Source organism: Streptosporangium sp. NPDC006930, from assembly GCF_040635605.1.
In the GTDB taxonomy this organism is placed as follows: Bacteria; Actinomycetota; Actinomycetes; order Streptosporangiales; family Streptosporangiaceae; genus Streptosporangium.
The window spans coordinates 132,261-150,049 of the sequence record NZ_JBEYID010000005.1 but is presented as its reverse complement, the minus strand read 5'-3'; the positions used below and the strand labels follow the sequence as shown (position 1 = coordinate 150,049).

The 17,789-nt window shown below is 67.4% G+C and carries 15 protein-coding genes and 1 tRNA gene; 12 read left to right on the top strand and 4 right to left on the bottom strand.

Annotation, left to right across the window (positions count from 1 at the left end):
* Positions 1–119 precede the first annotated feature (119 nt).
* On the bottom strand, positions 120–734 hold the full coding sequence (locus ABZ664_RS11510) for a GNAT family N-acetyltransferase (RefSeq protein ID WP_362506725.1): 615 nt from the start codon (positions 732–734) through the stop codon (positions 120–122).
* 400 nt (positions 735–1,134) lie between these two features.
* A tRNA-Leu gene (locus ABZ664_RS11505) sits at positions 1,135–1,211 on the bottom strand.
* A gap of 112 nt (positions 1,212–1,323) precedes the next feature.
* Between ABZ664_RS11505 and ABZ664_RS11500 the strand changes: the two genes are divergently transcribed.
* The 6 genes from ABZ664_RS11500 to ABZ664_RS11475 all read left to right on the top strand — a co-directional run bounded on the left by ABZ664_RS11500 (position 1,324) and on the right by ABZ664_RS11475 (position 7,442).
* Positions 1,324–1,926 carry a response regulator gene (locus ABZ664_RS11500; RefSeq protein ID WP_362506722.1) on the top strand — a complete coding sequence of 201 codons (603 nt, stop codon included), beginning with the start codon at positions 1,324–1,326 and terminating at the stop codon, positions 1,924–1,926.
* Positions 1,927–2,266: 340 nt separating this feature from the next.
* On the top strand, positions 2,267–3,436 hold the full coding sequence (locus ABZ664_RS11495; protein ID WP_362507272.1) for a branched-chain amino acid ABC transporter substrate-binding protein: 1,170 nt from the start codon (positions 2,267–2,269) through the stop codon (positions 3,434–3,436).
* Positions 3,437–3,654: 218 nt separating this feature from the next.
* Positions 3,655–4,623: a branched-chain amino acid ABC transporter permease gene (locus ABZ664_RS11490; RefSeq protein WP_362506719.1), complete on the top strand. Its 969-nt coding sequence runs from the start codon at positions 3,655–3,657 to the stop codon at positions 4,621–4,623.
* Positions 4,620–5,789, top strand: a complete 1,170-nt coding sequence (locus ABZ664_RS11485) for a branched-chain amino acid ABC transporter permease (RefSeq protein ID WP_362506716.1) — start codon at positions 4,620–4,622, stop codon at positions 5,787–5,789. Before ABZ664_RS11490 ends, ABZ664_RS11485 begins: the two co-directional genes overlap by 4 nt.
* An 80-nt stretch (positions 5,790–5,869) precedes the next feature.
* Complete coding sequence (locus ABZ664_RS11480) at positions 5,870–6,634, top strand: ABC transporter ATP-binding protein (protein ID WP_362507269.1); 765 nt, start codon at positions 5,870–5,872, stop codon at positions 6,632–6,634.
* Positions 6,624–7,442: an ABC transporter ATP-binding protein gene (locus tag ABZ664_RS11475; protein WP_362506713.1), complete on the top strand. Its 819-nt coding sequence runs from the start codon at positions 6,624–6,626 to the stop codon at positions 7,440–7,442. The genes ABZ664_RS11480 and ABZ664_RS11475 overlap by 11 nt, the downstream gene beginning before the upstream one ends.
* Before the next feature lie 234 nt (positions 7,443–7,676).
* Here the strand turns inward: ABZ664_RS11475 and ABZ664_RS11470 are convergent, their stop codons facing one another.
* Complete coding sequence (locus ABZ664_RS11470; RefSeq protein WP_362506710.1) at positions 7,677–8,237, bottom strand: DUF4352 domain-containing protein; 561 nt, start codon at positions 8,235–8,237, stop codon at positions 7,677–7,679.
* A gap of 240 nt (positions 8,238–8,477) precedes the next feature.
* On the opposite strand from ABZ664_RS11470, the gene ABZ664_RS11465 reads away from it, so the two are divergent.
* The 3 genes from ABZ664_RS11465 to ABZ664_RS11455 are packed head-to-tail and all read left to right on the top strand — an operon-like array spanning position 8,478 to position 10,984.
* Complete coding sequence (locus tag ABZ664_RS11465) at positions 8,478–9,341, top strand: ABC transporter substrate-binding protein (protein WP_362506707.1); 864 nt, start codon at positions 8,478–8,480, stop codon at positions 9,339–9,341.
* A gap of 3 nt (positions 9,342–9,344) precedes the next feature.
* On the top strand, positions 9,345–10,193 hold the full coding sequence (locus ABZ664_RS11460) for an amino acid ABC transporter permease (RefSeq protein WP_362506704.1): 849 nt from the start codon (positions 9,345–9,347) through the stop codon (positions 10,191–10,193).
* 2 nt (positions 10,194–10,195) lie between these two features.
* Positions 10,196–10,984, top strand: coding sequence for an amino acid ABC transporter ATP-binding protein (locus tag ABZ664_RS11455; RefSeq protein WP_362506701.1), 789 nt, complete (start codon positions 10,196–10,198; stop codon positions 10,982–10,984).
* 294 nt (positions 10,985–11,278) lie between these two features.
* Here the strand turns inward: ABZ664_RS11455 and ABZ664_RS11450 are convergent, their stop codons facing one another.
* The gene (locus tag ABZ664_RS11450; RefSeq protein ID WP_362507266.1) at positions 11,279–11,623 is read right to left on the bottom strand and encodes a hotdog fold thioesterase; all 345 of its coding nucleotides are present in this window, start codon (positions 11,621–11,623) and stop codon (positions 11,279–11,281) included.
* A 146-nt stretch (positions 11,624–11,769) separates the two neighbouring features.
* Between ABZ664_RS11450 and polA the strand changes: the two genes are divergently transcribed.
* The 3 genes from polA to rpsA all read left to right on the top strand — a co-directional run bounded on the left by polA (position 11,770) and on the right by rpsA (position 17,784).
* Positions 11,770–14,505 carry a DNA polymerase I gene (gene polA / locus ABZ664_RS11445; RefSeq protein WP_362506698.1) on the top strand — a complete coding sequence of 912 codons (2,736 nt, stop codon included), beginning with the start codon at positions 11,770–11,772 and terminating at the stop codon, positions 14,503–14,505.
* Between the two features lie 435 nt (positions 14,506–14,940).
* On the top strand, positions 14,941–16,056 hold the full coding sequence (locus ABZ664_RS11440) for a polysaccharide deacetylase family protein (protein ID WP_362506695.1): 1,116 nt from the start codon (positions 14,941–14,943) through the stop codon (positions 16,054–16,056).
* Positions 16,057–16,275: 219 nt separating this feature from the next.
* Complete coding sequence (gene rpsA, locus ABZ664_RS11435; RefSeq protein ID WP_362506692.1) at positions 16,276–17,784, top strand: 30S ribosomal protein S1; 1,509 nt, start codon at positions 16,276–16,278, stop codon at positions 17,782–17,784.
* Positions 17,785–17,789 lie beyond the last annotated feature (5 nt).

Genomic DNA, 17,789 nt, shown 5'->3' with positions numbered 1-17,789 from the left:
GAGACGGGCTCCGCGGCCGGGGAGCGCGTCGGATCTCTTCAGACCGCTTACCTTTCCTCATGATTAATGACATTCATACATATCTGTCTGACCGAGTCGAGATCAACAACACACACGACTCATCTGCGAGTCTCGGTCTCCTCGTACTCCCATGTCCGCAACATGATCGATCGTCCCTTTTCCTCCGTGGGGACCGGCGGCGCGTCGGTGAGGCGGTACCCAGCCGCACGGGCCACCGCCACGCTCGCCGCGTTGGCGTCCTCGATCTCCAGCAGCAGCCGTGAGACACGCACCGTCTTCCTGGCGAACTCCGTCATCACCCGTACCGCCTCCGAGGCGAGCCCTCGCCCCCGGTAGGCGGCCCCCAGGCTGTAACCGATCTCCGCGACGTCGAGGCCGAGCCCGCTCATCATCAGCAGCACCTCGCCCGCCGGCTCGCCCCCGTCCACGGTGATCGCCAGCTGCATCCGCTCCCCGGAGGCCCGCCGCCGCCTGGCCCGTTCCAGATAGGCGCGTGCCGCCTCGAGGTCGAACGGAGAGGCGAGCGGCGTCCAGTACGCCACCTGCGGTTCGTCGAACAGCTTCACCATCGCTGCCAGGTCGCCGTCCTCCCACTCCCGCAGCACCACCCCGTGCCCGCTGAGCCTCACCCGCTCCGGAAGGCGCACCCCCCCGGCACCGAGCCCGGCACCGAGTTCACCCCGCTCCGCCCGGCCGTTCCCCGCAGCTTCCACGTCGCCACCTCCCGTTACGCCGTCTCACGCGACTTGCGAGCAACCTACTCCGCTCGTGGAGCTCCCATTCGTGGGTGGGGAGCGGAAGTCACCGGTACGCCGTCTCCTGCCGGTCCGGTGAGGACGCCTCGGGCCTCGGGTCGCCGGTCCATGAGGTGGGGCCAACGGTTTTCGCGGGGGCGGGAGCACCGGCTCGCCCAGAGGAGGCTCAGGGGTTTTCGCGGGAGGTGGGCGGGGTCGCCGCCCCAGGCGCCATCGGCGGTTTTCGAGCGACTCGACGCCCACCGGAGAACTCCTCCGCGAGCTGACCATCGACCCCATCCGCGACTACCAGCCCCAGAACAGGCGGAAACCCCTGAACCCGTAGGTTCAGGGGTTTCCGATGTCCTGAGACATCACATGGTGCCCCGAGTGGGATTCGAACCCACACTGAATGGATTTTGAGTCCATCGACTCTGCCGATTGGTCTATCGGGGCATTTTTCCGTTTTGTCTGGATCTCGCGTACCAGTGAAGAGCTTACCTAGAAGTAGATCACTCTCGGGCACCGGCGTGGTCTCAATCTAGCGGACGTCGGTACTCTCTTGCTCGTGAGTACGCAGCGGCGAGTGGTGATCGCGGAAGACGAGGCGTTGATCCGCCTCGACCTCAAGGAGATGCTGGAGGAGGAGGGGTATGCGGTCGTCGCGGAGGCCGGAGACGGGGAGTCCGCGGTCAAGCTGGCGATGGAGCAGCGGCCCGATCTGGTGATCCTGGATGTGAAGATGCCCATCCTGGACGGGATCTCGGCGGCCGAGCAGATCGTGTCGCAGCGGATCGCGCCGTGTCTCATCCTCACGGCCTTCTCCCAGCGTGACCTGGTCGAGCGGGCCAGGGACGCCGGGGCGATGGCGTACCTGGTGAAGCCGTTCACCAAGTCGGACCTGGTTCCGGCGATCGAGATGGCGGTGAGCAGGCATCAGGAGATCACCGCGCTGGAGCGGGAGGTCGGGACGCTCTCGGAGCGGCTGGAGACGCGCAAGCTGGTGGAGCGGGCCAAGGGGCTGCTGATGGAGCGCCACAGGTGGAGTGAGCCGCAGGCGTTCCGGTGGATCCAGAAGGCGTCGATGGATCGCAGGCTGAGCATGCGACAGGTGGCGCAGATCGTGGTGACCGACGGGACGGAGCCCGAGGCGCGGGCCCCTGAGGCCTGATCGGGCGTTTTGACCCTTTTTGGGGCAGTGGTCCACCGGGTGGCCGCAGGACGCGCCTCAGGGGCGGCGGGGGGCTTCCGGGCGGTCGGGACGACACCCTGCGGAAGCCGCGAGGTCGCCAGTGACCACGGCTTTTGTGTCTGATAGCCGAAAAGGATCGGTGTAATAACGAAGCGGTAACGGTGGGCCGTCCTGTATCGACCCGTGACATCCGCTAGTTGTACTAACCGACACAACCCCTGGCCACCCGCCAGGGAAGGGTATCTGTGAACTCGGTCCTGACGAGGGACCGGGCGAAAGGAAGGCAACCTTGCGGCTTAAGACTGCACGCCTCGGTGGAGTGCTTGCCGCCGGTGTGGCGCTCACCCTCGGTCTCGCTGCCTGTGGCAGCGGTGGTACGGAGGCCACGCCGGCTGAGGGTGGCTCCAGTGCTGCCGCCCCCAGTACCGTCAAGATTGGCTTCATGGGAGACCTGACCGGCGCCAACGCCGGCATCGTCATTCCCCCCAGGAACGGTGCGAAGCTCGCCATTGACGAGTACAACAAGACCAACCCGGCTGTGAAGATCGAGCTGGTTGAATATGACAGCCAGGCGGACCCGTCGAAGGCGGTCGCCCTGGCCCAGCAGGCCATCAAGACCGACAAGATCGTCGCGATGATCGGCCCCGCGTTCTCCGGTGAGTCCGCCCAGGTGGCTCCGGTGCTGGAGGAGGCGCAGCTGCCGAGCGTCTCGGCCTCCGCCACCAACGCCGCGCTGTCGACGAACGGCTGGAAGTTCTGGCACCGCGTGCTGCCGAGCGACAGCGTCCAGGGCCCCGGCATCGGCGCCTTCATCGCGACCGGCATCGGCGCGAAGAAGGTCTTCGTGATCGACGACAAGTCCGAGTACGGCAAGCCGCTCGCCGACGCCGTCAAGGCCGAGCTCGAGGCCAAGGGCGTGAAGCCCGAGACCGACTCGCTCGACCCGGCCGAGAGCGACTTCTCCTCCGTGGTGAACAAGGTCGCGGCGTCCAAGCCGGAAGCGATCTTCTTCGGCGGTTACTACGCCGCGGGCGGCAACCTGCTCAAGCAGCTCCGTGACAAGGGCGTGACCGCGAAGTTCCTCTCCGGTGACGGTTCGCTGGACAAGGGCCTGATCGACGGCGCCGGTGCCGACAACGCCGAGGGCGCCCTGGTGGGCTGCCCCTGCTACATCGCCACCCCGGACGTCACCGACGAGAAGGTGAAGGGCTTCGCCGACGCCTACAAGGCCGCCTACAGCGCCGACCCGGCCATCTACGCGGCCGAGGGCTACGACGCCGCGACGGTCTTCGTCGAGGCGATCAAGGCAGGCAGCGTCACTCCTGACAAGATCAACGAGTTCATCGCCACGGTGGACTTCGCGGGTGTCTCGAAGCAGGTCAAGTTCGAGGCCAACGGTGAGGTCTCGGCGAAGGACATCTACATCTACCAGGTCAAGGACGGTGCCATCGGCCTGCTGGGCAAGGCCAACGAGGCCAAGCTGGGCTAGTCGAGCGCTGAAGGATATTTAGGTAGCCGACGCGCGGGGAGCGGGAACGCCGCGAATGCGTTCCCGCTCCTCTCGCGCCTCCAGAGAATCCGCGGGATTCCGCTGAATCCACGAGATTCCGCAGAGTCCACGGGATTCCGCCGAATCCACGAGATTCCGCTGGAGGCGGTGTGCTACCCGGACGTGCAGGCGACCCCCGCTAGAAGTGGTAAACCCTAGTGCTCAATGACTTCATCAATCTGTTCTGGCCGGCGACGATCGACGGCCTGTCCTTCGGATCGATCTATGCCCTGATCGCGCTCGGCTACACGATGGTGTACGGCGTGCTGCGGCTGATCAACTTTGCGCATTCCGAAGTCTTCATGATCGGGACCTTCGGTGCGATGCTCGTACCGTTCGTGTTCGGCATCAACTCCCCCCTCACGGGCATCGCGCTGGTCGGCCTCGTCGTCGCGATGATCCTGGCCGGCATGATCGCCTCGGCGACCGTCGCGGTGGGGCTGGAGCGCATCGCCTACCGGCCGCTGCGCAAGCGCGGCGCCTCCCGGCTGGCGGCGCTGATCTCGGCGATCGGCGCCTCGATCTTCCTGCAGGAGCTGTTCGCGCTCCTGGTGATCCCGAACGTCTTCAACCGTCCCGAGCAGGGCAGGATCCAGATGGCCCTGCCCCGCATCATGGAGCGGACCGAGCTTTTCTCGATCTTCGGCCACACGGTCCGGGTCGACCAGGTCTTCGTCATCGTCGCCGCCATCGGCATGATGATCGCGCTGGACGCCCTGGTGAACCGGACGAAGGTCGGCCGGGGTATCCGCGCCACCGCGCAGAACCCCGAGGCGGCCGTCCTGATGGGTGTCGACATCAACAGGATCGTGCGGATGACCTTCCTCGTCGGTGGCAGCATGGCCGGTGTGGCGGGAGCGCTCTACCTGATCTCATACGAGAACACGCACTACTACGTCGGATTCCTCTTCGGTATCAAGGCGTTCACCGCGGCGGTCCTGGGCGGTATCGGTAACCTGCGGGGCGCTCTGGTCGGCGGAATCACGCTCGGGCTGGTGGAGAACTACGGAGCCATCTTCTTCGGCTCCGACTGGAAACACGTGATCTCCTTCACCATCCTCATCTTGGTCCTGATGTTCCGCCCCACCGGCATCCTCGGTGAATCACTCCAGCAGGCGCGCGCATGAACCAGAAGAATCCCCTGGCAGGCTTCCGTTCGGGTCTCGGCCGCTTCGGCGACGTCATGCACGATCGCTGGCAGACCACTCCTGGCTGGCAGCGTTGGATCCTCTATGTGCTCCTGATCGTCGCGGCGCTGCTGCTGCCCTCGGAGAGCCTCGCCCCCTTCATGTCGCCCTACACCGACTGGGCGAGCATCCTGTTCTTCCCGATCGGGACGTACGTGGTCCTGGCGATCGGCCTGAACGTGGTGGTCGGCCAGGCGGGCCTGCTCGACCTGGGCTTCGTCGCGTTCTACGCGGTCGGCGGCTACGCGATGGCGCTGCTCGGCACCAGACTGGGCTGGAACTTCTGGCTCATCATGCTGGTCGGCATCGGGATCTGCGCCCTGTCGGGCCTCACCCTGGGCGCTCCGACGCTGCGGTTGCGCGGTGACTATCTGGCGATCGTCACGCTGGGCTTCGGTGAGATCATTCGCATCACCGCCCGCAACACCGACGAGATCGGCGGTCCGAACGGCATCCGCGGCATCCCGCACCCGCCGAGCGTCGAGGACTTCCACTTCCTCGGCTTCAACTTCTCCGAGGTGTTCGGGGTCGATCCATTCAAGTACGGCGTGCTGGACCCGCGGCCCTATTACTACCTGCTGGTCGCGCTCGCCGTCGTTGTGATCATCCTGGTGAAGCGCTGGGAGAAGAGCCGGGTCGGGCGTGCCTGGGCGGCGATCCGCGAGGACGAGGACGCGGCCGAGGTCATGGGCGTGCCGACGTTCCGCTTCAAGATGCTCGCCTTCGCCATCGGTGCCTCCATCGGTGGCCTGATGGGCGTGCTGTGGGCGGCGAAGGCCATCTCGATCAACCCGAACGACTTCCAGTTCCTGCTGTCGGCGACGATCCTGGCCGCGGTGGTCATGGGCGGCGCGGGCAACCTGCCGGGTGTCATGCTGGGAGCCTTCGTGGTGGCGTGGCTGCCCGAGCGGTTCCGCGGCCTGCAGGAATACCGCATGCTGATCTTCGGTGCGGTGCTCGTGGCGCTGATGATCTTCCGTCCGGAGGGTCTGCTGCCATCGCGCCAACGCAAGGCGGAGCTGAAAGAGGGGTCAGGCGGGATGGGTACGCTCGGAGCCGAGGTTCCCGGGCCCGAGTCGCACGGCGAGGAGGTGGCTTCCAAGTGAGCGCCGAAGTGGATCCGGCCGAGGTGAATCCGGAAGGTAAGAACCTCGAGGCGGTCCAGGTGGAACGCGCTGGTCGCGCCATGCTGGAGTTGAGGGGCCTCGTCATGCGGTTCGGCGGTGTCACGGCACTGCGCGAGGTGAACCTCACCGTCAACGAGGGAGAGATCTTCGCTCTCATCGGCCCGAACGGCGCGGGAAAGACCACGGTGTTCAACGTGGTGACCGGCGTCTACCAGCCGACCGAGGGCGAGGTCCGCTTTCTGGACGAGAAGATCAGCGGCATCAAGCGGTTCAAGATCACCAAGCGGGGCATCGCCCGCACGTTCCAGAACATCCGGCTGTTCCACAACATGACGGCGATCGAGAACGTGATGGTGGGCGCGGACGCGCACCACAAGTCGGGCATGGTCAGCGTGGCGCTGGGGCTTCCCTGGCACCGCAGGGCCGAGAAGGACGGGCGCAAGCTCGCGATGGAGCTGCTCGACTTCGTCGGCATCTCGCACCGCGCCAACGAGCACGCCAAGAACCTGCCCTACGGTGACCAGCGCCGTCTGGAGATCGCCCGCGCGCTCGCGACCAACCCGAAGCTGCTGCTGCTCGACGAGCCCGCCGCCGGTATGAACCCGGCGGAGAAGGTGGCGCTGCAGCAGCTGATCCGGGACATCCGCGACGCGGGCCGGACGATCCTGATCATCGAGCACGACATGAGCCTCATCATGGGCATCAGTGACCGCATCGCGGTGCTGGACTTCGGCCAGAAGATCGCCGATGGTCTGCCGGACGAGGTGCGGACCGACCCCCGGGTCGTCGAGGCGTATTTGGGAGCTCCCGCCGATGCTTCTTGAGGTCAAGGACATCCGTGTCCACTACGGCAAGATCGAGGCGCTCAAGGGCATCTCGGTCGAGGTGAACGAGGGCGAGATCGTCACGCTCATCGGGGCGAACGGGGCGGGCAAGACCACGACCCTGAAGACGATCTCGGGCCTGCGCGGCCTGACGTCGGGGAGCATCCTCTTCGACGGCCAGGACATCAGCAAGATGCCCGGCCACAAGCGGGTCATCGCGGGACTGGGGCAGTCGCCCGAAGGCCGGGGAGTGTTCCCCGGCATGACGGTGCACGACAACCTGCTCATGGGCGCCTACACCCGCTCCGGCGACTTCAGCGCCGACCTGGCCGAGGTCTACGAGCTGTTCCCCCGCCTGGCCGAGCGCAGAAACCAGATGGGCGGCACAATGTCCGGTGGCGAGCAGCAGATGCTCGCCATCGGCCGCGCGCTGATGGCCAAGCCCAAGGTGCTGCTGCTCGACGAGCCGTCGATGGGCCTGGCACCGCTGCTGGTGCAGCAGATCTTCGAGATCATCGAGGAGATCAACCGCCGGGGCACCACGGTGCTGCTGGTGGAGCAGAACGCACAGCAGGCGCTGAAGCTGGCCCACCGCGCCTACGTCCTGGAGACCGGGAAGGTGGTCAAGAGCGCGCCCGCGGACGAGCTGCTCAACGACCCCGCCGTGCAGGCCGCCTATCTGGGCGGCGGCGCGGAGATCGACCTGGAGGCGGAGGCAAAGGCACAGGCCGCTCCGGCGGCCTCGGCTCCGGCTCCCGCTCCGAAGGAGAGCCCCGCTCCGAAGGAGAGCAGGGAAGAGTCGCCCTGAGGCCGTGATTCCACGGCCCGCACGGGTCTGAGGGCACCTGACGGGTCCGTCGCGCGCTCCGCGCGGCGGGCCCGTCCGTGCGAGTACGGCGAGGAGCACCCGGTACGGGAGGCTCCCCTGCCCAAGAGGAGCCCGCAGGAAGAGCGTCAGGGCACCTCGGACGTCGAAGACCCCTCACGGGCCCCGGGACCGCTCCGCGCGGCGCCGGGGTGGTGGGGGAGACCTGGGCCGGCTTCAGGGCAGCGGCACCTGCACGCCGTCGGTGCTGCCGGTCACGCCGAGAGGCGGGTCGCCGAACAGCCGGATCGCGGAGACCTTCGCCTCCTTGGGGATGTCGTACCAGAGGTCCAGCTCGATCCTGACCTGGGCGCCGAGCGGGAGCTCGTCGGGCTGCCGCTTGATGGCCTGCGCGAACTTGTCGACCGTGTAGGTGGCGCCGTCGGCGGCGACGAGCTTCTGCCGCTTGGCGTCGAAGCGGGCGTTGGTGCGGCCGGGGTTCTCCACGAGGATCCGCACGACCACGTACTGCCCCTTCGCCTGCCACTCGGCGTGGCTGCCGAAGAAGCCGCTCAGGCCCTTCTGCAGGCCGATCACCTGGAAGCGGGTGTCACCGTCGTTGACCGGCGCGGCTTTGACGGGACTCTCACCCGGCCGCACCGGGCGCGGCGGGAGCTCGTAGGTCGGGGTGGGCGTGGCCCGGGGGGAGGCGGGGCTCGCCTGGGGCGCTCCCGAGCAGCCGGACAGGAGGAAGGCGGCGAGGGCGGCACCGGCGAGCGGCTTCAGGGGATCACGCACATCCGGCAAGGTAGTCGAGGTAGATCCTCTGGTTCAACGGCTCCCCGGATGACGGTTGACGATCAGGCAAGTGCCGACGTCTCGATCCGCGTGGGGGCAGGGTATTGAACAGAGCCCCCTGACCGCGGTTGTTGTCCGAATTGTGTCGTAGTGGTGATCTGCATGGTTATGCAGGTGATGAAGCATGACCTGCACTGAGGTATCCATACAAGAAGCGACATTGACCGTAAGGAGGCCTTCGTGGGCCTGAGTTTTGTTTCCCGTCGTGCGATGGCGGTGGGCGCCATGGTCGTCGCCGGTGCGCTCGGCCTTTCGGCCTGCGGGGGTGGCGCGTCCACCACCGCCAGCCCAAGCGATGGTGCCTCGGCAAGTGCTCCCGCGGCCGCGGAGGGTCCCAAGCTCGTCACTCCCGGCAAGCTGACCACCTGCACCAACCTTCCGTACGAGCCCTTCCAGTTCAAGGAGGGCGACAAGGTCGTCGGCTTCGACGTCGACATCGTCGACCTCGCCGCCAAGAAGCTCGGCCTGACGCAGGAGATCGTCGACATCGACTTCGCCGTCATCAAGAGCGGTGCGGCGATGGCCACCAACAAGTGTGACGTCGCCGCCGCCGGTATGACGATCACCGATGAGCGCAAGGCCAACATCGACTTCTCCGTGCCCTACTTCGACGCCACGCAGGCTCTGCTGGCCAAGAAGGGGACCGGCGTCACGACCCTCGACGACGTGAAGGCGAAGAGCCTCAAGCTCGGCGCCCAGGCCTCGACCACGGGCCTCGACTACGTCAAGGGGAAGGGCTTCGACCCCAAGGAGTTCGCCGACTCTCCCAAGGAACTGCTCGGCCTGCAGTCCGGCCAGGTCGACGTGATCGTCCAGGACCTCCCGGTCGTCCTGACCTGGCTGAAGAAGCCCGAGATCGCCGACAAGTTCGAGCTGGTCGCCAGCCTCGACACCGGCGAGCAGTACGGCGTCGGCCTGAAGAAGGGCGCCGACCCGATCGTGCTCAAGGCGATCAACGACTCGATCACCGAGGCCAAGGCCGACGGCACCTACGAGCAGATCTTCGTCAAGTGGTTCGGTAAGAAGCCCGGCGAGCTCGGCTAATCGATGACCGACCAGCCAAAGACGACTGAGCCCGCTCCTGCCGGGGGCGCCCCCGGCAGGAGCGGGCTCAGTCCCCGCAAGAGGCAGCAGATCAGCAGGGCCGTCCAGTACGTCGTACTGGTGGCCGTGGCGGTCTTCCTCGCCCTGCGCATCGAGTGGGGCAAGCTCGGTGAGAACTTCACCAAGCTCGACGTCGCCGAGAAGACGCTTCCCGACCTGTTCACGGTCGCGCTGAAGAACACGATCATCTACTCGGTCGGCGGTTTCGTCTTCGCCTTCCTGCTCGGCCTGGTGCTCGCGCTGATGCGGCTGTCGTCGGTGCGTCCCTACCGGTGGATCGCGGTCGCCTACATCGAGATCTTCCGCGGCCTGCCCGCGCTGCTGATCTTCCTGCTCATCCTGTTCCTGCCGCTCGCCATCACCGGCCTGGAGATCCCCGGCGGCACGTACGGCCAGGGCATCCTGGGCCTGACGATCGTCGGCTCGGCCTACATGGCCGAGACACTCCGCGCCGGACTCCAGGCGGTACCCAAGGGGCAGATGGAGGCGGCGCGCTCGCTGGGCATGTCGCACACGCGGGCCATGGTCTCCATCGTCATCCCGCAGGCCGTTCGCATCGTCATCCCGCCGACGACCAACCAGTTCGTGTCCCTGCTCAAGGACTCCTCGCTGGTGTTGTTCCTCGGCGTCTCCGGCGACTACGTCGAGCTCACCAAGTTCGGCAACGACACGGCCTCGACCTATGCCAACGCCACGCCCATCCTGGTCGTAGGCGTGACGTATCTACTGGTCACCATCCCGCTGGGCTACCTCGCGTCCCGGCTGGAGAGGCGACAGGCGAGGGGACGGTGACAGTGAGCTCAGCGAATCCGGAAACCCCGGAGGCCCCGGCGAACCACGCGGTCGAGATCCGTGACCTGCACAAGTACTTCGGCAAGAACGAAGTCCTGCGGGGCATCGACTTCGCCGTCGACCCCGGCCAGGTGGTCTGCGTGATCGGCCCCTCCGGCTCCGGCAAGTCCACGCTGCTGCGCTGCGTGAACCTCCTGGAGCAGCCCACGTCGGGCAAGGTCTTCGTCCACGGCGTGGAGCTGACCGACCGCGACGTCGACATCGACGCCGCCCGCCGGGGCGTCGGCATGGTCTTCCAGCAGTTCAACCTGTTCCCGCACATGACCGTCCTGCAGAACGTGATGATCTCGCAGCGCCGGGTGCTGAAGCGGGGCAAGGCGGAGGCCGAGCGGATCGCGAGGGAGAACCTGGAGAAGGTCGGCATCGGCGAGAAGTGCGACGCCTTCCCCGCCCAGCTCTCCGGCGGGCAGCAGCAGCGCGTGGCCATCGCGAGGGCACTCGCGATGAGCCCGGCGCTGATGCTCTTCGACGAGCCCACCTCGGCGCTCGACCCCGAGCTCGTCGGAGACGTGCTCACGGTCATGCGCAAGCTCGCCGAGGAGGGGATGACCATGCTCGTGGTCACCCACGAGATGGCGTTCGCGCGCGACGTGGCCGACCGGGTCGTGTTCATGGACGGCGGCGTGATCGTGGAGGACGGCAGTCCCGAGCAGGTGATCGGCGCGCCCCAGCACGAGCGTACGAAGACCTTCCTGCGCCGCGTGCTCGACCCGACGCACACCGACATCTGACGCGCGTCGGCGGCCAAGCCCGCCCCCGTACGGCCCGCGCCCGCCCGGCGCGGGCCGCACGGCAGGCCCGCGAACCCCAGGGCGTGTGGACCCGGCGAGCCCGGGGGAGGCCTTTGGCGCCATACGGAGCTTCCCCGACCCCGTACGTTTTCTACTCGGCCTCCCCACGGGCATCACCGTCACCCACCGTAGCGGACCGGTTGCGCGAGGAAGGCAAAAAGGCGGTCGGAATATGATCGAGGACGAGATGTGATCAGGCGATCGGCGGACGTGATCGGGCGCGATTCGGACGCCTCAGGCGTCGCGGAGCATGCACGTGAGGCGTGAGGTGCACACCCTGCGGCCCTGCTCGTCGAGGATCTCGACGTCGTAGGTGGCGAGCGTACGGCCGCCGTGGATCCGGGTGGCGACCCCGGTGACCAGCCCTGACGTGGCCGCGCGGTGGTGGGTGGCGTTGATCTCGATACCCATCGCGACCCGCCCGGGACCCGCGTGGAGGGTCGCTCCCGTCGACCCCAGGGTCTCCGCCAGCACGCACGAGGCGCCGCCGTGCAGCAGGCCGAAGGGTTGGATGTTGCCCTCGACCGGCATCGTGCCCACCACCCGCTCGGCATCGGCCTCGGTGATGACGATGCCCATCAGCTCCACCAGCGTGTTCTTGTACGAGGCGCCGAGCGCCTCCTCGATCCGCCGAGCGGCTTCCTCGGGGTCTGTCACGGTCAAAGGGAAGTCTCCTGTCGTGCGAGGCCAGGTTTTCTGTCGCACCAGGAGACTAGGCTTTCTTTGTGCCGAAGAGCGAAGCGACCCCCACTCGACCGTGTCTCCTGCTGCTGGATGGGCATTCACTGGCCTATCGGGCGTTCTATGCCCTGCCGGAGGAGAATTTCTCCACCAGCACGGGCCAGACGACCAACGCGGTCTACGGTTTCACCTCGATGCTGGTCAACGTGCTCCGCGACGAGCGGCCGACCCACATGGCGGTCTGCTTCGATCGCTCGGAGCCGACGTTCCGGCACGAGGAGTACGCCGACTACAAGGCGAACCGCAGCGCGAGCCCCGACAGTTTCCGCAGCCAGATGAGCCTGATCCACGAGGTGCTCGACGCGATGGGCGTGCCGCACCTGTCGCTCGCCGGCTACGAGGCCGACGACCTGATCGCCACCCTCGCCACCCGCGCCGCCGAGCAGGGCATGAACGTGCTCGTCGTCACCGGCGACCGCGACGCGCTGCAGCTCGTCGACGAGCGGATCACCGTGCTGATGACCCGCGTCGGCATCAGCAACATGACCCGCTTCACCCCCGAGGCGGTGCTGGAGAAGTACGAGCTCACCCCGGCTCAATATCCCGACTTCGCGGCCATCCGCGGCGACTCCAGCGACAACCTGAAGAACATCCCCGGTGTGGGCGAGAAGACCGCGGCGAAGTGGATCCGCGAGTTCGGCTCGCTGGAGGAGCTGGTCAACCGCGTCGACGAGGTCAAGGGCAAGGTCGGCGACAAGCTCCGCGACCACCTCGACCAGGTGCTGATGAACCGGCGCCTCACCCAGCTGATCCGCGACGTGCCGCTGGAGCACGAGGTCACGAGCCTGCAGATCGGCACGACCGACCGCGACGAGATCAACAAGATCCTCGACACGCTGGAGTTCCGCGGCGAGATCCGCGACCGGCTGTTCAAGACGATCGGCTCGCCCGAGGCCGAGGCGGAGGAGGGCTTCGAGGTCGAGGTCGTCACCCTGGGCCCCGACGAGGTGGCCCCGTGGCTGCGCGCGCTGCCCGAGGGCCGCGCCGGCCTCGCCTTCAAGGGCACCTACGGCAGCGGCACCGGCCGTGTCGACAGCATCGCCATCGCGGCGGCCGGAGCGGGAGCCGGCGCGGGGGAGGGGAAGGCGGCCCCGGGCGGCTCCGGCGCCGCGTTCATCGACCCGACCACACTGACCGAGGCCGACGAGGCGGCTCTGCGCGAGTGGCTCGCCGACGCCTCGAAGCCCAAGGCCGTGCACGACGCCAAGGGCCCGATGCTCGCGCTGTGGGCGCAGGGCATGGAGCTGCGCGGCCTCACCTGCGACACCGCGCTCGCGGCCTACCTGGCGATGCCGGGGCAGCGCTCGTTCCCGCTGGAAGACCTCGTGCGGGTCTACCTGCGACGCGAGCTGCGCGGTGAGACCGACAACGGCGGCCAGGCGAGCCTCTTCGACGACCAGGACGACGACGGCGCCCACGACCTCGCCCTGCGGGCGCTCGCGGTCGGCGAGCTCGCCGACGCGCTGGAGACGTTCCTGGAGCCGTTGGGCGGCACCCACCTCATGCGCGACGTGGAGCTGCCGCTCGTCACCGTGCTCGCCGAGCTGGAGCGGGTCGGCATCGCCGCCGACAGGGAGCAGCTCAGCGGCCTGGAGGCCGAGTTCGGCGCCGCGGTCAAGCAGGCGGTCGAGGCGGCGCACGCGTCCGTGGGCGGCGAGCAGTTCAACCTGGGCTCGCCCAAGCAGCTCCAGGAGATCCTGTTCGTCAAGCTCAACCTGCCCAAGACGAAGAAGACCAAGACGGGTTACACCACCGACGCCTCCGCGCTGGCCTGGCTCGCCGCCCAGACCGAGCACGAGCTGCCGACGATCATGCTGCGCCACCGCGACCAGGCCAAGCTGAAGGTCACCGTCGAGGGCCTGATCAAGGAGATCGCCGACGACGGCCGCATCCACACCACGTTCAACCAGATCGTGGCCGTCACCGGCCGGCTCAGCTCGGAGAAGCCCAACCTGCAGAACATCCCGATCCGCACCGCCGAGGGCCGCCGCATCCGGCAGGGCTTCGTGGTCGGCAAGGGCTTCGAGACTTTGCTCACCGCCGACTACAGCCAGATCGAGCTGCGCGTGATGGCCCACCTGTCCGGTGACGAGGCGCTCATCGCCTCCTTCGAGTCCGGGCACGACTTCCACATGGCCACCGCGGCGAGGGTCTTCGACGTCGAGCCGGAGAAGGTCACCGGGGAGATGCGGGCCAAGATCAAGGCGATGAACTACGGCCTCGCCTACGGCCTGTCCGACTTCGGGCTCTCGGAGCAGCTCAACATCCCGGTCTCCGAGGCGCGGGCGCTCAAGGAGGAATACTTCGAGGAGTTCGGCGGCGTCCGCGACTTCCTCAACGCGATCGTCGCGCAGGCCAGGAACGACGGCTACACCGAGACCATCCTCGGCCGCCGCCGCTATCTGCCCGACCTCAACAGCGACAACCGCCAGCGCCGCGAGATCGCCGAGCGGATGGCGCTCAACGCGCCCATTCAGGGGTCGGCCGCCGACATCATCAAGGTCGCGATGCTCAACGTGCAGGGCGCGTTGAAGGAGGCGGCCCTCGGCTCCCGGATGCTGCTGCAGGTCCACGACGAGCTCGTGTTCGAAGTGGCCCCGGGCGAGCTGGAGACCCTGCGGGAGCTGGTCACCGACCGGATGAACGCCGCATACTCCCTGCGCGTCCCGCTCGCCGTCTCGGTGGGCGTCGGCCGCACCTGGGAGGACGCCGGCCACTGACGGGTCCCCGGGGCGGCTCCGGAGGACGGCCGGCGGGCACTGACGGCCTCTGGGGGGCGCCCGACTCCTGAGGACGGTCGGCGCCGTCCCAACCGGCTCTCGGCCGCATCTGGGAGGCGCCGGGCGCCGACGGTGCCCGGGGCCCGTCCGCCGGACACCGCCCAACCGGCTCTCGGCCGCGCCTGTGGAGACTTCGGGCGCCGACGGCCCATTCGGCGGGCACCATCCCACAGGCTCTCTCACAAACTTGTGAGGACGTCGACCACCGGGAGCCTCACCGGTCCCACCTGGGAGGACGCCTGGTCCTGGCGATCATCTCCCGGATGGGGAGAGACCGTTTCCGCCCCGTCGGGCCCCACCGATCGGCCGGGCCTGTCCGAAGCCTGTTCTAAGGTGGTGATCCAAGCCGGAAAGCTCGACGGGCACGGGAGTTCAGTGCGGAGTACGACCCCCCTGACGAAGATCATCATGCTGGCCAACGTGCTGGTCATCGCGGTGGCGCTGACAGGGCTCCTGGTCCTCCCGTCCGCCTCGGCGCCGCCCGGCGCCCCCCGGCAGGGGGTGGCGAGCGGTTCGCCCCCGACCTCCTCCGCGTCCCCCTCGCCGACACCCGACCTGCCCTCGGCCGAACTGCCGCCGCCGATCACCGCCTCGGCGGAGTTCGCGCGGCAGGTGAAGGCGAACGAGGCCGGTGTGGTCCCGATCCTGATGTACCACCGGATCACCCGCAAGCGGCTGGCGTCGATCGACCGCACCCCCGCCCAGGTGCGCAAGGAGCTGGAGAGGCTCGCCAGGGACGGCTACGTGCCGGTCACCGCACGCGAGTTCGCCACCGGCAGGATGGACATCCCGGCGGGCAGGTATCCGGTCGTGCTCACCTTCGACGACGGCCATCCCAGCCACTTCGCCCTTGAGGCGGACGGCACCCCGGTCAAGGACACCGCGGTCGGCATCATCTACCAGGTCGCCGTGAAGTATCCCGGCTTCCGGCCCGTCGCCACCTTCTGGGTCAACCAACAGCCGTTCGGCCTGCGCGAGCAGAAAGATCAGGAACGGGCCGTGCGATGGCTGGTCTCGCGGGGCTTCGAGGTGGCGAACCACACCTGGGGCCACCCCCACCTGCCGAGCCTGCCCAAGAAGAAGATCGCCGAGCAGCTCGCCAGGGTCGAGCGGCTGCTGAAGAGACTCGGCGTGCCCCCCTCGGAGACGCTGGCGCTGCCGTTCGGCGCGATGCCCCGCAAAAGATCTACCGTGCAGTCGGGAAAATGGCACGGCGTTTCCTATCGGTTCAAGGGCGTCTTCCTGGCCGGCGCCGAGCCGTCGGTCTCGCCGTTCGTCAAGGGCTACGACTGGCGCGCGATCCAGCGGATCCAGAGCAACGGCAAAAAGGGGGAGTGCCGCAAGTGGTGTTCGGACCACTGGCTCGGGTGGTTGAACAAGCATCCCGGCGAGCGTTACACGGCCGACGGCGACCCCGAACGCATCTCCATCCCGGACAGGCTTCGAGGTAGTATCAGGGCGGACCAGAGGAAGAAGATCAACGCTTATTAAGCGAGATCGTTATCCTTCCGGCACGTGGGCGCGTAGAGTCGTTGGATTGACCATACCCGTCTGGTCTCATATGCTGATCGCTGCGTTGTGGGCTCGCGCGTGTCTCGGACGGAGTGGGCTCGCGCTCGATCACGCCGATACTTTTCTTCGGCTGACGGTAAGAAGCCTGCCGCGCGTTCGCCACATCGACATCTGTCCGCGTTCGGAGCAACTCCACACATGACGAGCAGCACTGAGGCCACCTCGAGCACCCCGCAGGTAGCGGTCAACGACATCGGCTCCGAGGAAGAGTTCCTCGCAGCGATCGACCTGACCATCAAGTACTTCAACGACGGCGACATCGTCGAGGGCACCGTCGTCAAGGTCGATCGAGACGAAGTTTTGCTCGACATCGGCTACAAGACCGAGGGTGTCATCCCCTCGCGAGAGCTCTCGATCAAGCACGATGTCGACCCGGCGGATGTCGTCGAGGTTGGCGAGCACGTCGAGGCCCTTGTTCTCCAGAAGGAAGACAAGGAAGGCCGCCTGATCCTGTCCAAGAAGCGCGCTCAGTACGAGCGGGCCTGGGGCACGATCGAGAAGATCAAGGACGAGGACGGCATCGTCACCGGCACGGTCATCGAGGTCGTCAAGGGTGGTCTCATCCTCGACATCGGCCTGCGTGGCTTCCTGCCGGCGTCCCTGGTCGAGATGCGGCGCGTCCGCGACCTCCAGCCGTACGTGGGCCGCGAGCTCGAAGCGAAGATCATAGAGCTCGACAAGAACCGCAACAACGTGGTTCTCTCCCGCCGTGCCTGGCTTGAGCAGACCCAGTCCGAGGTTCGCCAGACGTTCCTCAACACCCTGCAGAAGGGTCAGGTCCGCAAGGGCGTCGTCTCCTCGATCGTCAACTTCGGTGCGTTCGTCGACCTCGGCGGCGTCGACGGTCTGGTCCACGTCTCCGAGCTCTCCTGGAAGCACATCGACCACCCCTCCGAGGTCGTCGAGGTCGGCCAGGAGGTCACCGTCGAGGTGCTCGACGTCGACATGGAGCGCGAGCGCGTCTCCCTGTCGCTCAAGGCGACGCAGGAAGACCCCTGGCAGCAGTTCGCCCGCACCCACCAGATCGGTCAGGTCGTTCCGGGTCGCGTCACCAAGCTGGTGCCGTTCGGTGCGTTCGTCCGCGTCGAGGAGGGCATCGAGGGCCTGGTCCACATCTCCGAGCTGGCCGAGCGCCACGTCGAGATTCCCGAGCAGGTCGTTCAGGTCGGCGACGAGATCTTCGTGAAGATCATCGACATCGACCTTGAGCGCCGCCGGATCTCGCTCTCGCTCAAGCAGGCGAACGAGGGTGCGATCGGCGCCGACGTCGAGTTCGACCCCACGCTGTACGGCATGGCGGCGACCTACGACGACTCGGGCAACTACATCTACCCCGAGGGCTTCGACTCCGAGACCGGCGAGTGGCTCGAAGGCTTCGACAAGCAGCGCGAGGAGTGGGAGCGGCAGTACGCCGAGGCTCAGACCCGCTTCGAGGCTCACAAGAAGCAGGTCGAGGAGGCCCGCAAGGCCGAGGCCGAGGCGGGCGAGGCGGCCCCCACGTCCTACTCCGGCGAGACCCCGGCTCCGGGTTCCACCGGCTCCTCCTCCAGCGGCAGCAGCGGCTCCTCCGCTCCGGCGGCAGGTGCCCTCGCCTCCGACGAGGCTCTCGCGGCCCTGCGCGAGAAGCTCGCGGGCGGCCAGAGCTGACCCGG

Coding starts and splice junctions, on each gene's coding strand:
- ABZ664_RS11485 (WP_362506716.1), top strand. CDS start 4,620: ATGAACCAGAAGAATCCCCTGGCAGGCTTCCGTTCGGGTCTCGGCCGC.
- ABZ664_RS11480 (WP_362507269.1), top strand. CDS start 5,870: ATGCTGGAGTTGAGGGGCCTCGTCATGCGGTTCGGCGGTGTCACGGCA.
- ABZ664_RS11475 (WP_362506713.1), top strand. CDS start 6,624: ATGCTTCTTGAGGTCAAGGACATCCGTGTCCACTACGGCAAGATCGAG.
- ABZ664_RS11460 (WP_362506704.1), top strand. CDS start 9,345: ATGACCGACCAGCCAAAGACGACTGAGCCCGCTCCTGCCGGGGGCGCC.
- ABZ664_RS11450 (WP_362507266.1), bottom strand. CDS start 11,623: ATGGGCATCGTCATCACCGAGGCCGATGCCGAGCGGGTGGTGGGCACG.
- rpsA (WP_362506692.1), top strand. CDS start 16,276: ATGACGAGCAGCACTGAGGCCACCTCGAGCACCCCGCAGGTAGCGGTC.